Raw genomic sequence first — 18,678 nt, forward strand, 5'->3', positions numbered from 1 at the left:
GGTCGACGTGCGACTCTCGGAATACCTCGACAAGGGCGCCTCGATGGGACGTGATGCGCCCTGCCTCACCACCGGCGGCGTCACCGCGACCTACGGCGAGGTTCAGGACCATTCGTCCGCGATCGCGGGTGCGTTGCAGCACAACGGGATCGAGGCAGGTGATCGCGTGGCGGTCCTGTCGGCGAACGACCCGCTGGCCTTGACGTGCGTCTTCGGTATCTCGCGCGCCGGTGCGGTGTGGTGTCCGGTCAATCCCCGCAACGAGGCCGACGAGAACCGGCAGCTGTTCGATCTCTTCGGGTGTCGGCTGCTGTTCTTCCAGGTGAAGTTCGCCGGCCTGGTCGAGAAGATCAAAGATCAGCTGCCGCAGCTGGACCGGCTGATCTGCCTGGACGGTGAGGTGGACTGGGCGACCTCGTTCGACGCCTGGCTCGACGCGCACCGGTCGGAGCCGGACGAGCGCCGACGGCCCGACGGCGGCCTCTGCATGCTGGCCGGCACCGGCGGAACGACCGGCCGTCCGAAGGGGGTGCGCCTGACCGAGGACAACATGATGACCTCGACCGCGCTGGCGCTGATGAGTTACCCCTTCGGCGACCGTCCGCGCTACCTGGCGCTGGCGCCGCTGACCCACTCGGCGGGGGTGCTGACGTTCCCCATCCTCAGCCTCGGCGGCGAGGTCGTGATCATGCCGGCGCCCGACATCGGCGAGTTCCTGGCGCTGATCGAGCGGCATCGGATCACGCATGCCTTCCTGCCACCGACAGTGATCTATGGGGTCTTGGACCACCCTGATCTCGACGATCGGGACCTGTCGTCGTTGCGGTGCCTCTGGTACGGCGCCGCGCCGATGTCACCGACGCGACTCGAGGAAGCGCTGACCCGCATCGGTCCGGTGCTCGGCCAGTTGTTCGGTCAGACCGAGGCGCCGAACATGATCGCGACCCTGGCGCCGGCGGAGCACTTCCACGACGACGGCTCGATGGCGACCGAGCGGTTCAGCTCGGCCGGCCGGCCGACACCGCTGACCACGGTGGCGATCATGAGCGACGACGGAACGCTGCTGGGTCGCGGGGAACGAGGCGAGATCGTCGTCCGCGGTCCGCTGGTCATGGACGGTTACCACCAGAACCCCGCGGCCACCGCCGAGGTCAGTGCACACGGCTGGCATCACACCGGAGACATCGGCTACCTCGACGACTCCGGCTATCTCTTCGTCGTCGACCGGGCCAAGAACATGATCATCACGGGCGGCTTCAACGTCTACTCGGCCGAGGTCGAGCAGGCACTGCTGGCGCACCCGGCGGTGAAGGACTCGGCCGTCATCGGTCTGCCCGATCCCAAGTGGGGCGAACGGGTGACGGCCGCCGTCGAATTGCGCGCCGGGCAGCAGGTCGACGCCGCTGACCTGATCGTGTTCGTGAAGGAACGGATCGGCAGCGTCAAGGCCCCGAAGGAGATCGAGATCTGGACCGAGCTGCCGCGGTCGAAAGTCGGCAAGATTCTGAAGACGGAGGTTCGCGGCGCGTTCGGCCGGTGACGCTCAGCCCGCCGGACTGGACGAGTGTCAAGTCCGGCGGGGTGGGTACACTGAGGCCTCGTAACTCCAACGATTTCTCCAGCAAGGACGGCGAGATGACGCAGGTCGTCGACCGGCAGGCCCGTATCGAGGCCCGCTCGCGCGACAAGTTCCAGGCGAAGCGTGACGAGCTCGCCATGGCAACTCTGACGACGCTTGCCGAACTGGGTTACGCACGCACGAGCCTGCGGGAGATCGCCCAGAACTCCGAGTACTCGCACGGGGTGCTGCACTACTACTTCACCGACAAACTCGACCTCATCGCCCACGCGGTCCGGCAGTACGAAGCCGTCTGCGTGACCCGCTACGACGAGGCCGTCGCCAACGCCACCGATGCCGCGCACCTGCGCGACGAGTTCGCCGACACGTTCTTCGCCGGCATGCACTCCGAGGCCTCCATCCACCGACTCTGGTACGACCTGCGCAACCAGAGCATGTTCGACGACTCGTTCCGCTCCGACGTCATCGAGATCGAGAGCCGGCGCGAAGAGATGATCTGGCGCGTGGTCGAGCGGTACTGCGAGTTGTCGGGAACAACACCCGTGGTGACACCCGCAGTCGCGTACATCGCACTCGACGGCATCTTCCAGCGCGGTCTGCTCAGCGAGATCGACGGCAGGCCGGAGGGCGTTGCAAACGCCCGACTCGACCTCATCGCCTTCTTCGACGTCGTGGGGCACCACTGACCGTCTGACCACTCCGTTCGCACCTTCGTGCGCAGCATCACAACCCCCTGCCCTAATACTTCGAAGTCCTAAGTATTAGACTCTCTAAACGTGTCCGCTTCCGAACCCGCGCAGCTCGCCCTGACCCTGCGGCCGACGATCACCAGGCTGTACCTGGCACTTCGCCGACGCGCACCGTCGGTCGAGCTGACCGCCGCGCAGACCTCAGCCCTGAGTGTTCTCGCCGACCACGGGTCGATGCGCATGGGTGAATTCGCCGATCGCGAATCCATCCGCATGCCGACAGCGACGTCGGTGATCGACGGACTCACGAAACACGAGCTGGTCGACCGCAGCCCCGATCCCACCGACCGTCGCGCCGTCCTCGTCGGCCTCACCGATCACGGACACGCCTTGGTGAAGCAGATCCGCAAGGAGCGGGACGTCATCCTCACGGGTGCGCTCGCCGAGCTCACCGATGAGCAGCGCGACGCCATCGCCGCAGCGGGTCCCGCCCTGCAGGCGCTGCGCGACCGACTCGACAACCATTCCGCCTGATCTGGCAAAGGACCCCATGACCGTCACCGAACACACCCCGAGCGACACCGTCGCGACCGGGTCGTCCACTTCCGCAGCCGAGCCGTCGATGCTCGCCGCGCTCCGTGCTCAGCCACGCGCGGTGTGGATCACCGCGTTCGCCGCCGTCATCGCCTTCATGGGCATCGGCCTCGTCGACCCGATTCTGCACAGCATCGCCGAGGCCCTGAACGCCCCGCCGGAGAAGCTCACGCTCCTGTTCGGCGTCTATGTCGGTGTCCAGTGCGTCGCGATGCTGCTGACCGGTTGGGCCGCATACCGATTCGGGCCTCGACGAACGCTGACCGTCGGGCTTGGCCTCATCGTCGTCGCCGCCGGCATCTCGGCTTTCGCCGACAACATCGACCAGCTCATCGCCTACCGCGTGATCTGGGGTCTCGGCAATGCGTTGTTCCTCGCCACCGCATTGGCTTTCATCGTCCAGTCCGCGGTCGGCAACCGTAACAGCGCCATCATGATGTATGAGGCCGCGCTGGGTATCGGCCTGGCGGTCGGCCCTCTGCTCGGCGCCACGCTGGGCGAATGGACCTGGCGCGCACCCTTTGCCGGCACCGCACTGCTGATGCTCGCCGGCGCGATCCTGTGCGCGTTCATGCTCCCCGCCGACGGCCCACGGTCCGAACGTGTGCCGGTGCGGATCGTCGACCCACTCAAGGTCCTGCGCAACCGCACCCTGTTCGTCACCTCCGTGGGTTCCGCGTTCTACACCGGCGCACTCTTCACGGTGATCGCCTGGGCGCCCATCGCGATGGGTCTGCGTCCCATGTACGCGGGACTGGTGTTCTTCGGCTGGGGTCTGCTCACCGCGGTCGCCGGCGTCTTCGTGGCACCGCTCCTGGCCCGCCTCCTCGGTGAGAAGGCCGGTGTCATGGTCGCCATCTCGGCATACGGACTGGTCATGGTGCTGGCCGGGATCGGTACCGCCACCGGACAGGTCTGGCTGATCGGCCTCGCGGTCATCCTCTCCGGCTTCCCGTCGGGCGTGCTCAACACGCTCTTCACCGACGTCGCGATGTCGGCGGTCGGCGGCGACACGCCGCGCTCGGTGTCGAGCGCCGGCTTCAGCTTCCTCCGTTGGATGGGCGCCGCGATCGCGGCGGTCCTCGTTGCCTACCTCGCGAAATGGACCGGCTCGGAAGCGACGCCCTGGTGGTTCGCCACCGGCTACTGCGTCGTCGCGCTCGGTGCCGTCTCCCTGGCGAAGGTCGCGCACGACCACAAGGTCGCCGACGACGCGGCCCTCATCGGCGCCGAGGAGTTCTGAGGCTCAGACGGTGGGGCGCGGCCGAAGCCGTCGATGCCCCTGGATGCACACAGCCGCGGTGAGTACGGCGGCCAGCCCCATCGCCCAGGACATGTGCGCGTACCGCAGCAGGACAGCCCCGACGACCGCGCCGGCGAACAGGGCGAGAATGGCCGCCGACCGCCTGTTCCACCAGCCGCGCCACCCTCCGGTGAAGAGGTCCGCCGACAGTTGGGTGAGGGTCGACGTCACGACGACCGTGGTCATGTCCCTGATCGCGAGCTTGCGCGCCACACACGCCTGCACGCCCATGACCCCGGCAGTGGCACACGCCGCCAGGATCTCGAAGTGCGCGGAGTCCGCGAATCGGGGAATCGCGAACAGCGCGGCAAGGATCAACAGCACAGCGCTACCCACTGCCAGCAACGTCGTCGTGATCGACGTCCACGACGTGCCCTGGCGTCGTAACACGAACCCGGCGCCGGCTGCCGCAAGAGTGAACGCGACGAGCGCGGCGAACGGCCCGGCCACGGGGAGGTCATCTGCCCCGGCCGCACCCATTCCGAGGATCACGACGTTGCCGGTCATGTTGCCGACGAAGACACGGTCGAGACCGAGAAAGCCCACAGCGTCGACGAGCCCGGTGACGAAGGTCAGGATGACCATGAGGGACACCGCGTAGACGGGCCCTCGCCGACTCGACTGAGCGGGTTCCGCATCACGCACGCGGGAGGTCATTTGGTGAAGGAACCGCAGTCGTTGTGCTCCCACGGGAGTTCGCGCTCACTCGGCGATTCGTCGAGCAGTTCGACGATGAAATGGGTGACTTTGCGGTTCTCCAGGTTTCGGATGCGGTGGGGCTGCAGAGGTCGTTCGCGCCCCACCGTCTTGTAGAGGACGAAGCCCGCCTCGGCAACCTGGCTGATCCCCCACTCGTCGTCCCCGAGATCCTGGCCCTGCGCGGTACCGGGCTCCGGCCATACGACGACGTGGTCATGGTGGTGCTGATGGAAGTCGAACATCCCGTGCGGTTCGAGGGTCATGGACCACACACGGACACGCTCGTTTTCGAAGAGAAGTGTGTCGCCGGGCGTCGGCGGGATGTCGCGATCTGGAGTGGACACGAGTACCTCCTGAATTGGATGCTATTTTGGCATCCTAGCATTCGATTGGTAGGAAGTCTTGAATCCGATGAACCACCCACGGGTCGCCGGCGACCCCAGAGATGTCACAGCCTGGGGCATGGTGCCGACTCCCTTCACCCGCACCGGCGAAGTCGACCACGCCTCGCTGCATCGCGTCGTGACACACCTGCGCAGGCGTGGCTGTGACGGCCTCATCGCGCTGGGCGCCATAGCGGAGCCGGGCACCCTCAGCCGAGGTGAGAAGATCGATGCCGTGCGGACCATCGCCGCTGCAGCAGAAGATGCTCCGGTCGCGGGTGCAGTTCTCGCACTTGAGCCCGATCAGTTCGAGTCCGACCTCGTCGCGGTGAGCGTAGAGACCCACAATGCCCTCTCCGCGATCATGATTCCGGTGAACACGCCCGACCCGAACTTCCTGAGCGCGGCGATCCGACGCGCCGGCGACGTCTCTGGACTCCCGGTCATCTTGCAGGACCTGCCACGTTTCTCCGGGGTACACATCGACATCTCCGACCTCGCCGCGGCGGTGTCTGCAAGTTCGTGCTGCGTCGCCGTGAAATGCGAGGCGTCACCGACATACGAACGGATCCGGTTCTTGTCGGCGAACACCTCCTCCGCCGGCCTCATCAGCGGGTTCGGCGGCCTCGGCCTCGTCGACGACGTGATCGCCGGTGCATCCTCGGTCGCGATAGGTTCCACTCCCACGGGGGAGGTAGTCGAGGCGATGGCATGCGCTCTCCGCGGCCGGTACGCCGAGGCGTCTGCGGTGATCGGATCGGTGGCTTCGCGCATCCACTTCGAGACGCAACCGGGTGCGAATGTCGCCATCCGTAAACGACATTGGCAACGGGCCGGCGTCATCGAGACCTCGATGGTCCGCCAACCGACCCGCCGGTTCGGTCCTGAACTCGAGGAGCATTCGCTCGTTCACCACCCGGCGGTCTCGCCGTTCGGTCTCACGACCTGACGTCGTCCAACAGGCGGGTGGTGACCTCGATCAACGAATGGGCGTACTCGTCCGGGCTCGGAAAGCCTTCGTAGGGAACGGTTCCAGGGGTCAGGTGGCCGAGCGAGATTACCCGCATGAGCAGGCTCTGCACGATCACCTCATAGGCAGTTGCGACAGCCCGCTCGTCGTGGACGCCCTGAGACTTCAAGCTGTCGACGAGAACCGACCGGATCTGCGCGTGGAAGGCGAAACCTCGCCTCCGCAGCCGCTCATCGTCGGCGGAGTGGACGAAGATGAACGCGTACAGGCGTTCCGCGCCGAACAGGGTGCGGCTCAACGTGCCGATGTAGGCGCGCAGAATCTCCTCCAGCGTCGGCCCCGCTTCCGCGAGACGTTGCTCGATCTCATCCGCGAGGTCCGAGAGCGCTTGGTCTTTGACCGCGTACAGCAACGAGTCCTTGTCCGGGTACCGGCCATAGACTCCCCCTACGGACACCGCCGCGCGGGAGGCCACCGCCGCCATCGTGAACTCCCGGATTCCGACGTCGGTGATCACCTCGATGGCGGCCTGCAGGATTCGTGCCGCGGATTGCCGACTACGGCTCTGTTGTGGCTCCAGCGTCGGACGAACGGTCATCGAATCGCCTACTCCTTCCAGGACTGTCGCAGGAACGACACCGCGTCCTCGGTCCTCATGTCGTCGGAGAACTCGGCCGCGCCGTGATCTGCGCCCTCGACGATACTGAGCGTGCTGCGGAAGCCGGCCTCCCGCAGTGCAGTATGCAGGTTGACCGACTGCGCGCGTCCGACGCGCGTGTCCGAGTCTCCATGGACCACGAGGTAATCGGGCCGAACACCCTCCGTGAAGTGAGCCGCGACAGCGGGCACGACTGCGTCGCTCGTGGCGAACAGGGCGACGATGTCGGACAGGTCAGCAGCCGCCCGAGCTCCAGCCGGTGAGGCGTCGGCTCGCAGAGACCGTGCGTCCGCCACCCCGTAATGCGCGATCACCGAACGGACGACGGCCGACTCGCGACCCTCACCGACTCGACGCCCCACAACCCTGTCCCCGGACACAGCGGCGATACCGGCGAGCAGCGCGCCTGCGGAGCTTCCCCACAGAGATACCCGCTGAGGGTCGAGATTCCACTCGTGGGCGTGCCGGCGCAGCCATCGCACGGCTGCCCGCACATCTTCGACCGGTTCGGGGAAGCCGACTTCGCCCGCCAGTCGATACGACGCAGATGCGACGGCAATTCCTCTGCGCGGCAATGCGTTCCATGGTCCCATCTCGCGCACTCCGCCGACGAAGCTGCCGCCGTGGATGTAGACCACCACCGGCCACGGACCGCCGGTGGCCGGAAGATGGAGATCGAGTCGCAGGGGTCGCCAACCCGGTATCACCGCATAGATCAGGCCGCGGTGACTCATCGTCGCAGGTAGGACGGCCACCGGAGGCGGCGACAAGAGTTCGGGAGGCGTCACCGACTCGTAGTCGATCGAGGGTGCGACGTCGACGATGGTCCGGGGCATGGTCGTGGCTCCTAGTCGAGGACGGACAACTCGTTGCGATTGCCGATGTGGTTCTGTCGCGCTGCGCCGTAGACCGCCGCGGCAATCGGGAGAAGTGGCATGAGCAGGACGATCAGCTTCGTACTACCGGTGACATCGGAGTAGTTGGCGATGATGACACCGAGGACCACCAGGAGGCACAGGCCCGACACGATGGGCGCGACGAGAACCGCCCAGACATTCGCCCGGGGGAGCTTCCCCAACCGGGCCGCCACCAGGATGCTCACGCAGCATCCGAGCATGAGGGCGGTCAACGAGATGCTGGTGACACCCGACACCATCGGAAAGAGGTTGACGATGGGATCGGCACCTGCGACGACGAAGGGTGCGAGGACCACCACCGAGATTCCCGTCTGCACCGCTCCGGCCACGGATGGCGTTCCCCATCGCGGGTGCACCGACGCCAACACTGATGGCAGCAGGTCCGCGCGGCCGAGGGCGAAGTGATACCGGGCCGCCATGTTGTGGAACGCGACGCTGGCGGCGAAGAAGCTGACGGTGACCAGGACAGACAACAGATTCCCCGACCACGAGCCGAGATAGATGTCGGCGGTCGCGAAGACCAGCGCGCCCGGGTCCTCGGCGGCGACAGCCTTTACGTCGTCGAACGCAGCGACCAGCGACCAGGTTGCGACGACGAATACGCCCACGAGCAGTGCGATGGAGGCGTACGTCGCGATCTTGATGCTCTTACGCGCCGCCCTGGCCTCTTCGCCGTAGATCGCGGTCGCTTCGAATCCGACGAACGACAGGACGCAGAAGGCCAGCGTCAGCGCCACGTTCCCGTCCAGCATTGCCCCGGGTGAGAAGACGTCGAACGACCAACCCTCCGGACGCTGGACGGCGACCGCGACCGCGAGGACGAGCAGCATCACGAACTGCAGGATCGACACGACGGTGATGAGGTGTTTGGCTACTTCGACGCCGCGCCGGCCGAACCATGCGGTCAGGACGAGCACGACGGCTGCGTAGAGGTACCAGGGCGCATCGAAGCCGAACATCGACTCGATCGTCAGGCCGAGGAAGTACCCTGTCGCCGCGGCCATTCCGGCCGCCGCCATGTTGTAGGCGGTGGTGGCGACGAAGGCCGCGCCGGAGCCGACGACACGTCCGAGGCCGAATCCGATGAAGGCGTAGTACGCACCGGCATTCGTGACGTACCGCGCGAGGGTCACGAACGCCGAGGCGAACACGGTCAGGGCGAGAGCGACCACCACCAGAAGTCCCACGGTCCCGGCGCCGACGCCGAACCCGAGGCTCAGGGAGAGATTCGACGCCATCGCGGTGAGGGGCGCGGCGACGGCCACCACCATGAACGTCAGGCCGAATGCGCCGATCGTGTTGCGCTTGAGATGTTCGGTATCCGGGACTGGTGGCCGGCTGGTCTGTGAGGACATGGTGCCTTCGATTCCTGTGGGTTGGGGCCGGCCGCTCGAGTCTGCGAGCCAGGCCGTCTAACGGACTGCAGCGGTATACGCGAATCCGAATTCGTGTTAGAACTATTGCATCCAATTTGAATCACCGTCAATGGCGAAGGTGATTCGTAACACATCGGAAACACGCCACCGCACGGAGCGAGCTGGTGGTTCCGCACTCGGCAGGAGACCCAAACGATGCGAGTTCTGATTTCTGGCGGCTCGGTGGCCGGCCTGACCGCGGCGGCTCTGCTGAGCCGGGACGGCCACGAGGTCACCTTGCTGGAACGTGCGTCCGGACCGCGGCAGGGCGGTGTCGCCGTCGACGTTCGCGGACAGGCGCTCGATGTCGCCCGGAGCCTGGGTCTTCACGACCTGTTGCTCGACCATCGCGTCGGCTACGAGGACCGCTTCTCGTTCGTGGACCGTGCGGGTGTACCCCAGGCCCTCGTGACCCCCAACACCGATGTCTACGACAGCCCCGACGACATCGAGATCTCGCGCGACCGGCTCGTGGACATCCTGTCCGATGCCGTACCCCGCGGGGTCACCACGTCGTACGGGTCCTGGATCGAGAAACTCGAGGACGAGGGTTCTCACGTCACCGTCGAAATCCGGGGCGCTGACACCCGGCGCGAGGAGTTCGATCTGGTGATCGGGGCGGACGGTCTGCACTCCGGGGTTCGACGTCTGGCCTTCGGGCCGGAGCACCGCTTCGTGCGCCACCTCGGCCTGTACGTCGGCGTCATCCGGAGCTGCTCGACAGACCTGGGCGTTCGAGACACGACGGTCTACAACGAGCCGGGGAGGATGGTGATGGTCCGCGGCGACGGTCGGGAACAGTCCGCCATCCTCGGATACAGATCCCCACTGATCGACTACGACTACCGCGACGTCGACGCGCACCGAAGAATGCTCACGAGGGCTTTCACCGGCGACACGGGATGGAAGTTCGGTGAGATCCGCGACGAGATCGCGTCCACCCCGGACCTCTACTTCGACGCCGTCAGCCAGACCGTCATGGACTCGTGGACGACCGGACGCGTCGCACTGATCGGCGATGCCGGGTACTGCGCGTCGTTCTTCTCGGGTATGGGCACCACCCTCGCCATGACCGGCGCAGCCGCGCTGGCGCACGCCCTCGCTGTGGAGACGACGGTGTCGGCGGCTCTGGACGCCTACTGCTCGACGATGCGTCCCGTGGTCGACGCCGCGCATGCGTTGGCCGGCGAGGGTGCCGACATCCTGTTCCCGACGACGGAAGAGGACATCACCCTCCGGAATCGCCGATACGCGCTGAAGGTCTGATCGCCGCACGTCCCGCCTCGCGCCGAGGAGGCCGTAAGATTGGCGCTCGTCCCGACGAGCCTGGGTGGAGGACGAGCAGGTGCTGGTGGAACCTACCGCTGACGAGCCGTTGTCGTTGAGCGACTCGTTGGTCGCCGAGCTCCAGCGCCGAATCCTCGGCGGTCAGATCGCCGTGGGTTCGTGGCTCCGGCACGAGGCTCTCGCGGAGGAGTTCGGTGTCAGCAGAACTCCTGTCCGCGAAGCGCTCCGGGTGCTCCAGGCGCAGGGGATCGTCACGATCGTCAAGAATCGTGGCGCGCTCGTCGACGGGCTCTCCGGACGCGACATCCGCGAACTCGGCGAGGTCCGTGCGGAATTGGAGGGGCTGGCGGCCGCGCTCGCCGCCGAGAACATGCCCGACGACCTGCTCGTCGTCGTCAACACTGCGTGGGACGCATTCGAGTCCGCACTGGACGCAGGCGACACCGATCGCGCAGCCCTCGAGGGAACGTGGCGAGAAGCCAACCGGCGCTTCCATTCCGCCATCCTGAACGGATGCGGCAACCGTCAGCTGGGCATCACGATCACGGAGGTCAGTCGTCGACTGCCGACCAACTCGTCGTTCGCGATCTATGCCAGGAGCTCGAGGCTGCTCCGGGAGAACCTCGAGCAGCACCACGACATCGTCCGCGCGATCGAGGCGCACGATGCCCGCAAGGCGCGTGCAGCCATGTCGTGGCACATCCGGTCGACGGCCGAACACCTCGCCCGATGGGTCGAAGACCAGGACCGGGGCTGAGTTGTCACATCACGCAACCGGATCCTCCGCGATAATTGCATCCAATTAGCTCCGGTATGCATACTAAGAACATGACCCTGGCGTCCTCCACCACTCGCTTCCGTCCACCGTCGCCTGACGTCAGCAGGCCGACCCTCCGCGGGTGGTTCGGTATGGCCGCGTCGACCCACTGGATGGCCACCGGCGCGGCTCAGTCCGTGCTGGAGCGCGGCGGCAACGCATTCGACGCGGCTGTGGCCGCGGGTTTCGTGCTCCACGTGGTGGAACCCCACCTCAACGGCCCGGGGGGCGACCTGGTGGCCCTCATCGCGCCCGCCGATCGAGGCCGGGCCGAAGTCGTTGTGGGACAGGGGCCCGCACCCCGGGGCGCCTCCATCGAGGCATTCACCGCCATGGGGATCCCCGAGGTCCCCGCTGCCGGAGCCCTCGCTGCAGCGGTACCCGCGGCCGTCGAGTCGTGGCTGTCGATCCTCGAGGAGCACGGCACATGGCATCTGACCGAGGTACTGGCCTACGCGGCCGACTACGCCCGCAACGGAATCCCGTGCAGCCCCAAGCTCGCCGGAGTCATCGAGACGATGGCCCCACACTTCCGCGAGCACTGGCCCACCTCGGCCGAGGTATGGCTCGCCGACCGCATACCGAGCGAGGGTGATCTCATCCGGAACCCCTCATACGCGTCACTCCTCGACGAACTCGCGGTCGCCTCGTCCTCGACGTCGCGGACCGAGGGCATTCGACGGGCCAGAGAACTCTGGCGCGGGCCGATCGCGCGGTCGATCGTCGCGTTCGCATCGCGACCCCACCGGCACTCCGACGGCCGGGATCACGCCGGGGTGATCACGGAACATGATTTCGCCGAGCTCACCATCGCGCGCGAAGAACCACTCGTCCGGAGCTTTCACGGAGTCGAGGTGGTCAAGGCGGGGTTCTGGTCTTCGGGACCGGTGTTGCTCCAGGCGTTGGGCATCCTGGAATCGGCCGGCCGGTCCCGGAGCATCGATCCGTCGACCGTCGAGGGCATCCACACCATCACGGAAGCGATGAAGTTGGCGATGGCCGATCGCGATGCCTATTACGGAGACGCCCGCGACCTGCCGGACACCGCCGTCGAGTACCTTCTCTCCCCGGACTACTGCGCTCAACGGGCGACCCTGATCGCCGACGAGGCCAGCGGCGACTTTCGCCCGGGCACTGTTCCCGGGTGTCGCCCCTTCATTCCTCCCGTGTCCGAACCCCAAGGTGTCCCGACCATCGGCACCGGCGAGCCCACCGTGTCTCGCAATGGCGAAACACGTGGTGACACATGTCATGTCGATGTCGTCGACCGCTGGGGTAACTTCGTCTCGGCGACTCCGTCCGGCGGGTGGCTGCAATCCTCGCCGGCGATTCCCGGTCTCGGCTTCTGTCTCGGGACGAGACTGCAGATGACCTGGCTGGACCCGACCTCGCCGTCGGCGTTGACACCCGGCCGCCGCCCGCGGACCACGCTCAGTCCCACGATGCTGGCGAGTGCCGGCACGCCCGTGGCCGCGCTGGGTACGCCGGGGGGAGATCAACAGGATCAGTGGCAGTTGCTCTATCTCCTGCGCACCGTTGTCGGCGGCTACACGCCCCAGGAGGCGATCGACGCGCCCATGTTCCACACCACCGCGATCACCAGTTCGTTCTGGCCGCGGGTGCGGTCGGAGCGCGGCCTGGTGATCGAGGACCGCGTGGATCCCGACGTGCTCGACGGTCTACGCGAACGAGGACACGACGTCGCCGTGTCCTCCGGGTGGTCGCTCGGCCGTCTGTCCATGGTCGGTCGAGATCCGTTGAGCGGCATCCTCAGTGGAGCCGCCAATCCCCGCGGTGGTCTCGGATACGCCGCCGGCCGATGACACGGTGAAACGCTCGTAGTGGCGTCACCGGGCTCCTTTGACCGGCGACTCGCCCGTCGCGGCCCGACGCAGCAACTGATGCGTGCGATAGGGCACGAGCTCCTGCATGGCGAGGCTCACGTTGGTCCGCTCCACGCCGTCGACGTCGAGGATGAGCCCCGCGACGCGGTACAGGTCGTCGGTGTCTGCGGCGACGATCCGGATGAGAAGGTCTGAGGGGCCGGACAATCCGATCGCCTCGACGATCTCCGGGATTCCCACGAGGCTGTCGGTCACCTCCGCGAGTCGGCGCTGATCGACCGTGGTGATCACGAAGGCGAGCAAGGGCAGACCGAGACTGCGCGGTGAGACCCGCCGGTCGTAACCCGCGAGCACGTCGTCCCGATCCCACCGATCGAGCCTTGACTGCACGGTGTTTCGCGACACGTCCAACCGGGACGCGAGATCCACGCCGGTGGCTCGAGGTGTCTCACACAGCGCGAGGAGTAGACGGGCGTCGGTGCGATCGAGATCTGGCATACCGCTCAGTGTGCCACACCACATACCCGTTCCGTCTGCGCAGAATGCGCAACCAAGAGGAAGGCGGTTGCGCATACAGCGATTCGGTGTTTGTGTCGAATCAACATTCTGCCCAATGGCACCAACAGCATTCAGGAGGAACCATGGTGTTCGAACTCCATGCCGTCCCCGCCCAGCTCATCACCGAGGACGGGATCCGCGTCGAGGACGACGACCTGTCGCCCGCAGTCGCCGACATCGACGGCGAGGCCCTCCAAGGGCTCTACGAAGATCTCGTCGTGGTCCGCCGGATCGACTCCGAGGCAACAGCTCTACAACGCCAGGGGGAACTGGGACTGTGGGCCCCGCTGCTCGGCCAGGAGGCCGCACAGGTGGGGTCCGCACGGGCACTCGACACGTCCGACTTCGTCTTCGCGAGCTACCGCGAGCACGGCGTCGCCTACTGTCGCGACGTCGATCCCACACACATGCTCCGGTTCTGGCGCGGCTCGACCCACTCGGGATGGAATCCGCTCGAGTACCGGATGACCACCCCGGCGATCATCGTCGGATGCCAGGCACTCCACGCGACGGGGTACGCCATGGGCTCGGCGCTCGACGGCGACACCGCCGCGACGATCACCTACTTCGGCGACGGGGCCACCAGTCAGGGCGACATCTCCGAAGCCTTCCTCTTCGCCGCCAGCTTCCGGGCCCCGGTGGTGTTCTTCTGCCAGAACAACCAGTGGGCCATCTCCGAGCCGGTGTCTCTGCAGACGGCCGTGTCGATCGCCGAGCGCGGCCGCGGGTTCGGGATCCCCTCGATTCGCGTCGACGGCAACGACGTGCTCGCCGTGCTGGCAGCCACGCGACTGGCTCTCGCCAACGCGCGAGAGGGTAACGGCCCCAGCCTGATCGAAGCAGTCACCTACCGGATGGGTCCGCACACCACCTCCGACGATCCCACCCGCTACCGCGACGCCGCCTTGGACGACGAGTGGAAACAGAAGGATCCCCTCGACCGGGTGCGCACTCTGCTCGAGCGGGAAGGGCTCGTCGACGACGCATTTCTCGCCCGCATCCAGGAGCGAGCGGACACCACCGCCGCCGCACTGCGCAAGGGCTGCCTGGAAACCGTCGAGCCCGAACCCATGTCCCTCTTCGATCACGTCTATGCCGACCCGCATCCGCTGATCGACGACGAACGCGCACAATTCGCGACCTACCTCGCCGGATTCGAAGGATCGACACGATGACCGACACCACCACGCTCCCCCTGGGCAAAGCACTCAACGCCGGTCTGCGGCGCGCCCTCGAAGACGACCCACGAGTCCTGTTGATGGGTGAGGACATCGGGGCGCTCGGCGGGGTCTTCCGCATCACCGACGGACTCCAGAAGGACTTCGGACCGCATCGTGTGGTCGACACCCCGCTCGCCGAGTCCGGAATCCTCGGTACCGCCGTCGGGCTCGCCATGCGCGGATATCGGCCGGTCATCGAGATCCAGTTCGACGGCTTCATCTACCCGGCTTTCGACCAGATCGTGTCCCAGGTGGCGAAACTGCACTACCGGACGAGCGGCAACGTGAGGATGCCGTTGACGATCCGGGTCCCCTACGGCGGCGGCATCGGGGCGATCGAGCACCACTCCGAATCCCCCGAGGGCTACTTCGCCCAGACCGCGGGTCTGCGTGTGGTCACGTGCAGCACCTCCGCGGATGCACATCTGATGATCCGGCAGGCAATCGCCTCCGACGATCCGGTTCTGTTCTTCGAGCCGAAACGGCGCTACTGGGAGAAGGGCGAGGTCGATCTGCAGGCGCCCGTCGACTCCTACCCCCTGCACCGGGCGCGGACCGTCGTCGAAGGCGACGACATCACGCTGCTGACCTACGGCCCCCTTGTCACCACAGCTCGTCAAGCCGCGAAAGTCGCTGCGGAGGAGGGTACGTCGGTGGAGGTGATCGACCTGCGGTCTCTGTCGCCGCTCGACATGGACACCATCGAGAACTCGGTCCGCAAGACGGGACGACTGGTCGTGGCGCACGAGGCGCCGGTCTTCCTGGGTATCGGCGCCGAGATCGCGGCCCGCGTCACCGAGCGATGCTTCTACCACCTCGAAGCCCCCGTTCTGCGAGTCGGCGGTTTCGCCATCCCGTACCCGCCCGCCAAGCTGGAGGAACACTTCCTTCCCGACGTCGACCGCATGCTCGACGCGGTCGACAGATCTACGGCCGCGTGACGGAGAGGACCTGAACATGAGCACCGTCAACACCTTTCATCTGCCCGACCTCGGTGAGGGACTGACCGAGGCCGACTTGGTCACCTGGATGGTGGCCGTCGGTGACACCGTCGAACTCAATCAGGTGATCGCCGAGGTCGAGACTGCCAAGGCCTCCGTGGAACTGCCTTCCCCGTACGCCGGGACCGTCGTCGCACTGCACGCCGCTGAAGGCGACACCATCGACGTCGGCCGGCCCATCATCGACATCGACACCGGCGGGGGACCCGTCGACCGATCTGACGTTCCGGCCGAGACCGCGGCCGCCGCCTCCGACGGGGAAACGGAACGTGTCCCCGTCCTGGTCGGCTACGGAGTCGCCGGTGAGGGCACGAGTCGCCGGCGTCGAACCGGGACCACCCCGCGCGTCGACGACGCACCGGCCGACGGCACCGTCACCCTGGGCATCACGCCTGCGGTCTCCGAAGGCCGCCGACGTCCACTGGCGAAGCCGCCGGTTCGGTTCCTGGCCAAGCAGAACGGGGTGGACCTCACCGCGGTCACGCCGACCGGCCGGCACGGAGAGGTGACCCGCGCCGACGTGACCGGGTACCTGTCCGACCGCGCGGCCCCATCCGGCGACGGCGCCCATGTCGCTGCCGACGTCGTCGCAGAATCCGCCCCGGCCACACGGCATCTCGAGGAGACACGGACACCGATCAAGGGGGTACGCAAACACACCGCGGCCGCGATGGTCACTTCCGCGTTCACCGCGCCGCACGTCACCGAGTTCATGACGATCGACATCACCGAGACCCTCGACCTACTCGAACGTCTTCGCGTTCACCGCCGGTTCGCCGAGACCCGACTGACCCCGCTCGCACTGATCTCCAAGGCTCTGCTCATCGCCCTGCGGGCGAACCCCAGCCTCAACTCGTACTGGGACGAGGACGCACAGGAGATCGTCACCAAGCACTACGTCAACCTCGGCATCGCGGCCGCCACGCCGCGCGGACTGATGGTGCCCAACATCAAGGCCGCAGAGCGCATGTCGCTCCACGAACTCGCGAGCGCGCTGGTCGAACTGACCACCACGGCGAAGTCGGGAAAGACGCCGCCGGCCGACCTGGCGGGCGGGACGATCACGATCACCAACGTCGGGGTGTTCGGCGTCGATTCCGGCACACCCATTCTCAATCCCGGAGAGGCGGCCATCCTCTGCGTCGGAGCGATTCGTCGTCAACCGTGGGAACACCACGGCGAGATCGCCCTTCGCTCGATCACGACCCTGAGTTTGTCCTTCGATCACCGGCTCGTCGACGGCGAACAGGGGTCACGTTTCCTCGCCGACATCGGGCGCATCCTGTCGGATCCGCTCGAACTGATCGCGCTCGGATGACCGGGCGCAGACCGCAGACAGGAGAACCTTCATGACCCGCACACCTGACGTCGTCGTCCTGGGCGGTGGCTCGGGCGGTTATGCCTGTGCGATCCGTGCCGCGCAACTTGGACTCGCCGTGACACTGATCGAGTCCGACAAGGTCGGCGGCACGTGTCTGCACCGGGGTTGCATTCCGACCAAGGCACTCGTCCACGCGGGCGAGGTCGCCGAGACCATCCGGGACAGTTCGCGATTCGGTGTGCTCGGATCACTCGACGGCGTCGACATGGAACGGGTCCACTCGTACAAGAACGGAGTCGTCGGCAAGCTGTTCAAAGGACTTCAGGGTCTGGTCCGGCATCACGGCATCGAGGTCATCTCGGGCCTCGGCCGATACATGGGAAACCGGACCGTCGACGTCGACGGCGAACTGATCGAAGCGCGACGCGCTGTGGTCCTGGCGACCGGTTCGCAACCCCGGACCATTCCCGGCCTGCCGATCGGCGACCGCATCATGACCAGCGACGACGCCCTCGAACTGTCGGAGTTGCCCTCACGAGCAGTGGTTCTCGGCGGCGGTGTGATCGGCGTGGAGTTCGCCGGCCTACTCGATTCGCTCGGTACCGAGGTCACGGTCGTCGAAGCATTGCCGCGACTCGTGGCGTCCGAGGACGAGTGGTCGTCGAAGAAACTCGCTCGCGCATTCCGCAAGCGGGGGATCGACGTCAGGACGTCCACGAAGGTCCTCGACGCACAACAGTCCGGAGGCACCGTCACCATCAGCACAGATTCCGGGGAGCAGATCGAGGCCGACCTCCTTCTCGTCGCAGTGGGCCGCGAACCCCGCACGGCCGACAGCGGTGTGGCCGAGGCGGGCATCGCACTCGACCGAGGCCACGTCGTCGTGGACAATCAGCTGCGGACCAACCATGACGGGGTGTGGGCCGTCGGAGATGTCGTCGCGGGACTCCAACTCGCACATCGCGGTTTCCAACAGGGTTTGTACGTCGCCGAGCAGATCGCCGGTCGACAACCGTCTCCCCGTGACGAGACCGGGATTCCCCGCGTCACCTACACGAGTCCCGAGATCGCGTCGGTCGGGCTCACCGAGGCGCAGGCCCGCGCGAAGTATGGCGACGTCACCACCGCCGAGTACGACCTCGGCGGCAACGGCAAGAGCCAGATCCTCGGCGCAGCGGGTGGGATCAAGCTGATCCGCGAGGGCACTCGGCAGGGGGGCGGTCCGGTCGTGGGCATCCACATGGTCGGGGACCGGATCAGTGAACTGGTGGGTCAGGCCCAGTTGATCGTCAACTGGAATGCCCACCCAGAGGATGTGGCCGCGCTCATCCACGCACATCCGACCCAGTCCGAGGCACTCGGCGAAGCGCATCTCGCACTCGCCGGCCAGCCACTTCACGCCCATGGCTGACACGCACAGCCA

General features: G+C 66.6%; 18 protein-coding genes. 12 read left to right on the top strand and 6 right to left on the bottom strand.

Features of this window, described 5'->3' with window-relative positions:
• Window positions 1–7: 7 nt before the first annotated feature.
• The 4 genes from BCM27_RS24690 (at window position 8) to BCM27_RS24705 (ending at window position 4,105) form a co-directional block, all read left to right on the top strand.
• Window positions 8–1,540 (top strand): acyl-CoA synthetase, encoded by a 1,533-nt coding sequence (locus BCM27_RS24690; protein ID WP_004021088.1) that lies wholly within the window; start codon window positions 8–10, stop codon window positions 1,538–1,540.
• Window positions 1,541–1,635: 95 nt separating this feature from the next.
• On the top strand, window positions 1,636–2,265 hold the full coding sequence (locus BCM27_RS24695; RefSeq protein WP_033204185.1) for a TetR/AcrR family transcriptional regulator: 630 nt from the start codon (window positions 1,636–1,638) through the stop codon (window positions 2,263–2,265).
• A 90-nt stretch (window positions 2,266–2,355) separates the two neighbouring features.
• Window positions 2,356–2,802, top strand: coding sequence for a MarR family winged helix-turn-helix transcriptional regulator (locus BCM27_RS24700; RefSeq protein WP_004021086.1), 447 nt, complete (start codon window positions 2,356–2,358; stop codon window positions 2,800–2,802).
• A gap of 16 nt (window positions 2,803–2,818) precedes the next feature.
• Window positions 2,819–4,105, top strand: a complete 1,287-nt coding sequence (locus BCM27_RS24705; protein ID WP_004021085.1) for an MFS transporter — start codon at window positions 2,819–2,821, stop codon at window positions 4,103–4,105.
• 3 nt (window positions 4,106–4,108) lie between these two features.
• Here the strand turns inward: BCM27_RS24705 and BCM27_RS24710 are convergent, their stop codons facing one another.
• Together BCM27_RS24710 and BCM27_RS24715 are read right to left on the bottom strand one after the other, a co-directional pair.
• Window positions 4,109–4,810 (bottom strand): YoaK family protein, encoded by a 702-nt coding sequence (locus BCM27_RS24710; protein ID WP_004021084.1) that lies wholly within the window; start codon window positions 4,808–4,810, stop codon window positions 4,109–4,111.
• Between the two features lie 8 nt (window positions 4,811–4,818).
• A complete protein-coding gene (locus tag BCM27_RS24715; RefSeq protein WP_004021083.1) occupies window positions 4,819–5,208 on the bottom strand; it encodes a hypothetical protein in 390 nt (129 codons plus the stop codon).
• A gap of 67 nt (window positions 5,209–5,275) precedes the next feature.
• On the opposite strand from BCM27_RS24715, the gene BCM27_RS24720 reads away from it, so the two are divergent.
• Window positions 5,276–6,196, top strand: a complete 921-nt coding sequence (locus tag BCM27_RS24720; protein WP_004021082.1) for a dihydrodipicolinate synthase family protein — start codon at window positions 5,276–5,278, stop codon at window positions 6,194–6,196.
• Here the strand turns inward: BCM27_RS24720 and BCM27_RS24725 are convergent.
• Genes BCM27_RS24725 through BCM27_RS24735 form a run of 3 tightly spaced genes read right to left on the bottom strand, consistent with a single transcriptional unit; the run spans window position 6,186 to window position 9,147 of the window.
• Window positions 6,186–6,815 carry a TetR/AcrR family transcriptional regulator gene (locus BCM27_RS24725; protein ID WP_004021081.1) on the bottom strand — a complete coding sequence of 210 codons (630 nt, stop codon included), beginning with the start codon at window positions 6,813–6,815 and terminating at the stop codon, window positions 6,186–6,188. The genes BCM27_RS24720 and BCM27_RS24725 overlap by 11 nt on opposite strands.
• Before the next feature lie 8 nt (window positions 6,816–6,823).
• Window positions 6,824–7,711: an alpha/beta hydrolase gene (locus BCM27_RS24730; RefSeq protein ID WP_004021080.1), complete on the bottom strand. Its 888-nt coding sequence runs from the start codon at window positions 7,709–7,711 to the stop codon at window positions 6,824–6,826.
• An 11-nt stretch (window positions 7,712–7,722) separates the two neighbouring features.
• Window positions 7,723–9,147 carry an APC family permease gene (locus BCM27_RS24735; protein WP_004021079.1) on the bottom strand — a complete coding sequence of 475 codons (1,425 nt, stop codon included), beginning with the start codon at window positions 9,145–9,147 and terminating at the stop codon, window positions 7,723–7,725.
• 216 nt (window positions 9,148–9,363) lie between these two features.
• On the opposite strand from BCM27_RS24735, the gene BCM27_RS24740 reads away from it, so the two are divergent.
• The 3 genes from BCM27_RS24740 (at window position 9,364) to BCM27_RS24750 (ending at window position 13,134) form a co-directional block, all read left to right on the top strand.
• On the top strand, window positions 9,364–10,473 hold the full coding sequence (locus BCM27_RS24740) for an FAD-dependent monooxygenase (RefSeq protein ID WP_004021078.1): 1,110 nt from the start codon (window positions 9,364–9,366) through the stop codon (window positions 10,471–10,473).
• 79 nt (window positions 10,474–10,552) lie between these two features.
• Complete coding sequence (locus BCM27_RS24745; protein ID WP_167550903.1) at window positions 10,553–11,251, top strand: GntR family transcriptional regulator; 699 nt, start codon at window positions 10,553–10,555, stop codon at window positions 11,249–11,251.
• Between the two features lie 71 nt (window positions 11,252–11,322).
• The gene (locus BCM27_RS24750) at window positions 11,323–13,134 is read left to right on the top strand and encodes a gamma-glutamyltransferase family protein (protein ID WP_033204189.1); all 1,812 of its coding nucleotides are present in this window, start codon (window positions 11,323–11,325) and stop codon (window positions 13,132–13,134) included.
• 24 nt (window positions 13,135–13,158) lie between these two features.
• On the opposite strand, the gene BCM27_RS24755 is transcribed toward BCM27_RS24750, so the two are convergent.
• Window positions 13,159–13,653 carry an Lrp/AsnC family transcriptional regulator gene (locus BCM27_RS24755; RefSeq protein WP_033204191.1) on the bottom strand — a complete coding sequence of 165 codons (495 nt, stop codon included), beginning with the start codon at window positions 13,651–13,653 and terminating at the stop codon, window positions 13,159–13,161.
• 143 nt (window positions 13,654–13,796) lie between these two features.
• On the opposite strand from BCM27_RS24755, the gene pdhA reads away from it, so the two are divergent.
• From pdhA to lpdA, 4 genes are read left to right on the top strand one after another with little or no spacing between them, the layout of a single operon-like run.
• A complete protein-coding gene (gene pdhA / locus BCM27_RS24760) occupies window positions 13,797–14,888 on the top strand; it encodes a pyruvate dehydrogenase (acetyl-transferring) E1 component subunit alpha (RefSeq protein ID WP_004021074.1) in 1,092 nt (363 codons plus the stop codon).
• The gene (locus BCM27_RS24765) at window positions 14,885–15,874 is read left to right on the top strand and encodes an alpha-ketoacid dehydrogenase subunit beta (RefSeq protein WP_004021073.1); all 990 of its coding nucleotides are present in this window, start codon (window positions 14,885–14,887) and stop codon (window positions 15,872–15,874) included. Before pdhA ends, BCM27_RS24765 begins: the two co-directional genes overlap by 4 nt.
• A gap of 16 nt (window positions 15,875–15,890) precedes the next feature.
• Complete coding sequence (locus BCM27_RS24770; RefSeq protein WP_004021072.1) at window positions 15,891–17,252, top strand: dihydrolipoamide acetyltransferase family protein; 1,362 nt, start codon at window positions 15,891–15,893, stop codon at window positions 17,250–17,252.
• 31 nt (window positions 17,253–17,283) lie between these two features.
• On the top strand, window positions 17,284–18,666 hold the full coding sequence (gene lpdA, locus BCM27_RS24775) for a dihydrolipoyl dehydrogenase (RefSeq protein WP_004021071.1): 1,383 nt from the start codon (window positions 17,284–17,286) through the stop codon (window positions 18,664–18,666).
• The last annotated feature ends 12 nt before the right edge of the window (window positions 18,667–18,678 follow it).

The organism is Gordonia terrae (genome assembly GCF_001698225.1).
GTDB classification, from domain to species: Bacteria; Actinomycetota; Actinomycetes; order Mycobacteriales; family Mycobacteriaceae; genus Gordonia; species Gordonia terrae.